Genomic DNA, 6,893 nt, shown 5'->3' with positions numbered 1-6,893 from the left:
CTTTTAAGGCGCGAAAGTCGGTATTCGAGAAGCTGGAAAAGATTGTCGACATCGCCTCTCTTTCCAAGGAGGAGCGTGTGAAGTATGACGAGAGTATCAAGGTGTATCGTGATAGTCTGGTGACCATGGAGTTTGCCGAGCAGAAGGGGAGAGCCGAAGGTTTGGCGGAAGGGATGGCGAAAGGTAAAGCGGAAGAACGCCGTATCATAGCCGGTCAATTGAAACGGATGGGCATGTCCTTTGATGCTATCCGCGAGGTGACGGGGCTTTCCGATTCGGAAATCGATAAGTTGTAAATATATCAGCACTTTTCTGTAACTTTCCTCTTAAGAAAAAATGATTTCTTTATGATACCGGTATAAAAAGCTCATACTTTTTATGTATTTTTGCATTCAAATCGTTTTTTCAACTAAATATTTTAATGAATGAAAATAAAAAAAGTATTAGCCGGAATGATGATGTGTCTGGCAATGGCTTCTTGTATTCAGGATGAAGCCTTGAATGTAGAAGCGGCCATAGATGGCTGTAGAGGAAAAGACATTCAGCAATGTTTGATTGATCCGAACGAGTTTACTATCCAGTTATATGTATCGAAAGCGGCAGACCTGTCGAAAATTAATCTTCTTTTTGAACTTCCTGCCGGAGCTACTGTAGCCCCTGAACAAAAATTGCAGGCGGACGGAACGGATACATATAGTTTTGAAGAAAGCAAAACACGTAATTTTAAAGTGACATCCGAAGACGGTGCTTTCTCGACAACCTATGAAGTAACGCTTTGGCAGACGGAAATGCCGACTACCTATGGATTTGAGACGTTAAGTTCTCTCGCTTCTACTCCTTATCACGTATTTTATGAAGAAAAGGACGAAGAACATATTTTGCGTCGTCTGGAATGGGCAAGTGGAAATCCGGGATATCAATTGACGGCACAGGCAAAAACACCTTTGGATTATCCTACGGTGCAAGTCAATGGTGGTATGAATGGTACTAAATGTGTAAAGCTGGAGACTAAGGATACTGGCAGCTTCGGAGCAATGGTAAAAATGTATATTGCGGCAGGTAATCTGTTCATCGGTTCGTTTGAGGTAGGACAAGCATTGAATGACGCAATGAAGGCAACTCGTTTCGGATTCCCTTATTTCTATAAACCGAAAAGTCTGAAAGGGTATTATAAATATAAAGCGGGGGCTCAGTTCTCTGTGAAAGGAGAAATCGTTGCAAATAGAAAAGACCAATGTGATATTTATGGCGTGTTGTACGAAACAGATGGCAACGTGCAGTTCCTTGATGGTTCCAACTCGCTTGATTCTAAAGATATTGTAGCTTTGGCACGAGACCTTGACCAATTGAAGGAGACAGATGAATGGACAGAATTTAACTTTGATTTTGAACCTCAGAATAACAAGACCATTGACTCAGAGAAACTGGAGAAGGGTGTCTATAAACTTGCCATCGTCTTTTCGTCAAGTGTCGATGGAGCTAAGTTTGAAGGAGCAGTGGGCAGTACGTTGTATGTAGACCAAGTGGAGATTGTAAACGAATAAATTCCCCGATTCAAACAACTTATGGTAAACTGATTATAAATCATTCAATAATAAAGAGATGAAGAAAACAATATACAATAGAATTGCCGGGTTTCTGCTTTTGGTGATACTTGGTGGACAACTGTCTTACGCACAAAGCGAACGTAACAAATCCATTATCTATTCATATCTGCACGGATGGGAATATAGCATCAAAGCGGGGTTGAGCATTGGCGGAACCTCTCCGTTGCCTTTGCCAAAGGAAATACGCAGCCTCGACAGCTATTCACCGAATATTGCCATTGCTATCGAAGGAAATGCTACCAAGTGGTTTGGCAACAACAAGAAGTGGGGTATGACTGCCGGCGTACGACTGGAAAACAAAACCATGACTACCGAAGCTACCGTAAAAAACTATGGAATGAAAATTATCAATACCAACGGCGGAGAATTGCAGGGACTTTGGACCGGTGGAGTGAAGACGAAAGTGAAGAACTCCTATGTGACTATCCCGCTGCTTGCCAATTACAAAATAAGTAGCCGTTGGAAAGTATCGCTCGGTCCTTATTTCTCTTATATGAGTGAAGGCAACTTCTCTGGTCATGTATACGAGGGACATCTGCGTACTCCAAACGAGAACGGTCAGCGTGTCGATTTCACCGGTGAAAGCATAGCTACTTACGACTTCTCGGACAATCTGCGGAAGTTTCAGTGGGGAGCACAACTTGGTGGTGAATGGAAAGCCTTCAAGCATCTGAATGTCTATGCCGACCTGACCTGGGGGCTGAATGATATGTTTGAGAAAGACTTCGATACCATCACGTTTGCTATGTATCCCATCTATTTGAATGTTGGATTTGGATATGCATTCTGATTAATAGAGCTGACCTGTTATTGCGGACTTATTGTACCTCTACGAAAACTATCGGTCCGATTTCGAGGTAGTTGCTTTATTAATAAAATCATAATACAGTGTGATTTTGTTTCTGTTTTACACCCTTTAGGGTATAAAAAAACTCCCGCACTTCCTTTCGGAAGGCGGGAGCCTTTAAATAAACTATAGCTTATATATCTTTCGCTGATTACACGATACCCTGCGCCATCATTGCTTTAGCAACCTTCATGAATCCGGCTACGTTAGCACCCTTCACATAGTTTACGTATCCGTCGGCTTCTGTACCATACTGAACGCAAGCTTCGTGGATATTCTTCATGATGCTCTTCAGTTTTTCGTCTACTTCTTCAGCGCTCCAGCTCAATTTGATAGAGTTTTGAGTCATTTCAAGACCTGATACTGACACACCACCGGCATTAGCAGCTTTACCCGGAGCGTAAAGGATCTTAGCATCCTGGAACACTTTGATAGCTTCCGGAGTAGAAGGCATGTTAGCTCCTTCAGATACGGCGATACAACCGTTTGCTACCAGTTGACGAGCATGGTCGCCATTCAATTCGTTTTGAGTAGCAGAAGGAAGAGCGATATCACATTTTTCACCCCAAGGTTTAGCTCCTTCTACATATTTGCAACCATATTTTTCTGCGTATTCGCGGATACGGCCACGGTACAGGTTCTTCAGTTCCATGATGTAATCCAGTTTTTCGCGGTCGATACCATCCGGATCGTAGATATAACCGTCAGAGTCAGAGCAAGTAACTACTTTACCACCCAGTTCGATTACTTTTTCGATTGTATATTGAGCAACGTTACCAGAACCGGAAACCAGACAAACTTTACCTTTCAGGTCAGTGCCTTTTGTTTTCAGCATTTCCATCAGGAAGTAGATGTTACCATAACCGGTAGCTTCCGGACGAATCAGCGAACCACCGAATTCGCGGCCCTTACCTGTGAATGTTCCGGTAAATTCGTGAGCCAGTTTCTTGTACATACCGAACATGAAACCTACTTCACGGCCACCAACACCGATGTCACCGGCAGGAACGTCCGTTTCAGGACCGATGTGACGCCACAGTTCCAACATGAACGACTGTACAAAGCGCATAACTTCAGCATTTGACTTTCCACGAGGAGAGAAGTCGGAACCACCTTTACCACCACCCATCGGCAGCGTAGTCAGTGAGTTTTTGAATGTTTGTTCAAAGGCAAGGAACTTCAAGATAGAAAGGTTTACAGATGAATGGAAACGGATACCGCCTTTGTAAGGACCGATCGCGTTGTTGTGCTGAACACGGTAACCCATGTTGGTTTGAATATTACCTTTATCATCCATCCAAGTCACGCGGAACTGATATACTCTATCAGGAATACACAAACGTTCGATCAAGTTTACTTTATCAAACTCCGGGTGTTTGTTGTATTCTTCTTCAATAGTAGAAAGTACTTCTTCTACTGCTTGATGATATTCCGGTTCATTGGGAAATCTTCTTTTCAGATCGTCTAATACCTTTGCTGCATTCATAATCTTTTTTTCTTTAATTGGTTGATATAAAATAATGTGCTAATTTGACAAATAGCTCATGTGCCGCTCGACTATGTGCTTTGCTGTCGTATGGCAATTTGCACACTTGTATATGCGTACATCGGATTTTTATTTCCGTTTGCAAAAGTAAAGATAAAAAATAAACTAGCAAACATTTTATAAAGAAAAATGCGATAAAATATCAAATTTGATATTTTATCGCATTAAAAACAGGAAAAAAGATATTTATTTGCTCTTTTTGATTGACTTATAAACAGGAATAAATACCAATGCTGCCGAAATGACAAGCATTACTATTGTCATCCCGTCAATTCGTTCGGTTTTTGCTAGAACTAAATAGCAAAGAGCCAACCAAAGCAAGCTGATGCAAACTATTTGTGATTTGGATAAAGGCCTTTTCATTTGCTTTCTTTTTTCTTCTTGTCTACGATGGCGTCAATCACGGCTACGGCTGTGATATTCACAATGTCGCGGACAGAACTTTCGAAATCGGTGAAGTGGATAGGCTTGTTCAGTCCCATCTGGATAGGACCGATAAATTCCGTATCGGGGTCCATCGCCTGTAACAACTTGTATCCGGCATTTGCAGAACTCAAGTTCGGGAAAATCAGTGTGTTCACATCTTTGCCTTTCAGACGGGTAAACGGATATTTGGCATCACGCAGTTCGCGGTTCATGGCAAAGTTGACCTGCATTTCACCGTCGATAGCCAGTTCGGGATACTCCTTTTGCATGTAGTTTACAGCTTCGTGTACTTTTATAGGGCTTCCCGTAGTGTCAGCACCGAAGTTCGAGTAAGACAACATTGCCATTGCCGGAGTATGGTTGAAGAAGCGCACAGTCTTGTCGGACAGTTTGGCGATGTCAATCAGTGTTTCGGTATCCGGGTGGCGGTTGATCAATGTGTCTGCCAGGAAGTAAGTACCTTTCTTGGAATTCAGGATATGCATGGTGCCGAAGTGTTTGAAGCCCGGTTGGATGCCGATCACTTCTTTTGCCACTTTGATAGTGTTGCTGTATCTTGTATAAAGTCCGGTGATGAATGCGTCTGCATCTCCTGTTTCCACCATCATCATGCCGAAGTAGTTGCGTTCGAACATCTTGTCGTTGGCTTCTTCGTAGGTAAATCCTTCGCGTGCACGTTTTTCTGCCAGGATGCGGGCGTAGCGTTCGCGGCGGTCCGATTCGTCCGGATGGCGGAGATTGACGATTTCGATACCTTCGAGGCTGAGGTCGAGTTCTTCCGCCAGTTTGCCGATTGCTTCGTCGTTTCCTAATAAGATAGGATGACAGATACCTTCGGCTTTCGCTTCAACGGCAGCTTTCAGCATATTCGGGTGGATACCTTCGGCAAATACGACACGTTGCGGTGAGCGGCGGGCAGTATCATACAGTTGGCGGGTCAGTTTGGATTCGTAGCCCATCAATTCGCGCAGATGTACGCAGTAAGCGTCCCAGTCTTTGATTTCGGTGCGGGCCACTCCGCTTTCCATGGCAGCTTTGGCTACGGCACAGGAAACTTCTGTGATGAGACGCGGGTCTACCGGTTTCGGGATGAAATATTCCGGGCCGAAAGAGAGGTTGTTTACATGATAGGCTTCATTTACGACATCAGGTACAGGCTGTTTTGCCAGATTGGCGATGGCGTGTACAGCGGCAATCTTCATATCCTCGTTGATTGCTTTGGCATGCGTGTCCAATGCGCCACGGAAGATGTACGGGAAACCGATTACATTATTAATCTGGTTCGGATAGTCGGAACGTCCGGTTGCCATCAATACATCGGGGCGGGCTGACATGGCGTCTTCGTAGGAGATTTCCGGCGTAGGGTTGGCCAGTGCAAATACGATAGGCATCGGAGCCATGCTGCGCACCATATCCTGGCTCAGCACATTTCCTTTCGACAGGCCGAGGAATACATCTGCGCCTTTGATTGCTTCTTCCAGTGTGTGGACATCTGTGCGGTCGGTGGCGAAGTATCTTTTCTGTTCGTTCAGGTCGGTACGTGTTTTGCTGATTACGCCTTTGCTGTCCAGCATGACGATATTTTCGAGACGTGCACCCAGTGAAACATACAATTTAGTACAAGATACGGCGGATGCACCGGCACCGTTCACAACGATTTTCACATCTTCGATTTTCTTTCCGGCCACTTGCAGGGCGTTTACCAGTCCGGCACTGGAGATGATAGCCGTTCCGTGCTGGTCGTCGTGCATCACTGGGATATCTAGTTCTTCTTTCAGACGGCGTTCGATTTCGAAACATTCCGGTGCTTTGATATCCTCCAGATTGATACCACCGAAAGTAGGAGCGATAGCTTTCACCGCTGCGATGAATTTTTCAGGGTCTTTTTCGTCCACTTCGATATCGAAGACGTCAATACCCGCATAGATTTTGAAGAGCAGACCTTTGCCTTCCATTACCGGTTTGCCGCTCAATGCGCCTATATCGCCCAGTCCGAGTACGGCTGTACCGTTAGAGATAACGGCAACAAGGTTACCTTTCGCAGTGTATTTATATGCGTCCTGTGGATTTTTCTCTATTTCGAGGCATGGTTCTGCTACGCCGGGAGAATATGCGAGTGCTAAATCTGTTTGTGTACTGTACGGTTTGGTAGGAACTACCTCAATCTTACCGGGTTTGCCCTGTGAGTGATAGAGCAAAGCGGCTTCTTTGGTTATTTTAGCCATGGTATCTGTATTTTTATTAATAAGTTATCATTTGGCTGCAAATGTAGGAATAAAAGTTTAAAATTGTAGTCCATAATTGATAAATTCTATTGATTTTATAGCAAAATGACTGGTTCTATAATACGGTTTGTAAAGTTTCCACATTTATATCCGGTTCGGAAAACATTTATTGTTTTTATTGATAAGAAGAAAAAAGAAAGATGGAAATCGGGAAGATTCCACCTTATCTTTTCTTTTAGAAG

At 43.8% G+C, this 6,893-nt stretch carries 4 protein-coding genes and 1 pseudogene; 3 read left to right on the top strand and 2 right to left on the bottom strand.

All coding sequences use genetic code 11. From position 1 onward, the window contains the following. From NSB03_RS14545 to NSB03_RS14535, 3 genes and pseudogenes are all read left to right on the top strand, one after another. A pseudogene (locus NSB03_RS14545) lies at positions 1-296 on the top strand (Rpn family recombination-promoting nuclease/putative transposase); the annotation flags it as partial. Between the two features lie 129 nt (positions 297-425). Beyond that, positions 426-1,544: a PCMD domain-containing protein gene (locus NSB03_RS14540; protein WP_024987857.1), complete on the top strand. Its 1,119-nt coding sequence runs from the start codon at positions 426-428 to the stop codon at positions 1,542-1,544. Positions 1,545-1,602: 58 nt separating this feature from the next. Beyond that, complete coding sequence (locus NSB03_RS14535) at positions 1,603-2,397, top strand: porin family protein (RefSeq protein WP_135038564.1); 795 nt, start codon at positions 1,603-1,605, stop codon at positions 2,395-2,397. 208 nt (positions 2,398-2,605) lie between these two features. On the opposite strand, the gene NSB03_RS14530 is transcribed toward NSB03_RS14535, so the two are convergent. Then, positions 2,606-3,940 (bottom strand): NADP-specific glutamate dehydrogenase, encoded by a 1,335-nt coding sequence (locus tag NSB03_RS14530; RefSeq protein ID WP_024987856.1) that lies wholly within the window; start codon positions 3,938-3,940, stop codon positions 2,606-2,608. 419 nt (positions 3,941-4,359) lie between these two features. Beyond that, positions 4,360-6,651, bottom strand: a complete 2,292-nt coding sequence (locus tag NSB03_RS14525; protein WP_135038566.1) for an NADP-dependent malic enzyme — start codon at positions 6,649-6,651, stop codon at positions 4,360-4,362. Positions 6,652-6,893 lie beyond the last annotated feature (242 nt).

The organism is Bacteroides acidifaciens, assembly GCF_024623065.1.
Taxonomy (GTDB): Bacteria; Bacteroidota; Bacteroidia; order Bacteroidales; family Bacteroidaceae; genus Bacteroides; species Bacteroides acidifaciens.
This window is presented reverse-complemented; position numbering and strand designations above follow the sequence as displayed.

What these genes read in the sequence shown, in the direction of transcription:
- NSB03_RS14530 (WP_024987856.1), bottom strand. Translation starts at nt 3,940, where the DNA reads ATGAATGCAGCAAAGGTATTAGACGATCTGAAAAGAAGATTTCCCAAT.
- NSB03_RS14540 (WP_024987857.1), top strand. Translation starts at nt 426, where the DNA reads ATGAAAATAAAAAAAGTATTAGCCGGAATGATGATGTGTCTGGCAATG.
- NSB03_RS14535 (WP_135038564.1), top strand. Translation starts at nt 1,603, where the DNA reads ATGAAGAAAACAATATACAATAGAATTGCCGGGTTTCTGCTTTTGGTG.
- NSB03_RS14525 (WP_135038566.1), bottom strand. Translation starts at nt 6,651, where the DNA reads ATGGCTAAAATAACCAAAGAAGCCGCTTTGCTCTATCACTCACAGGGC.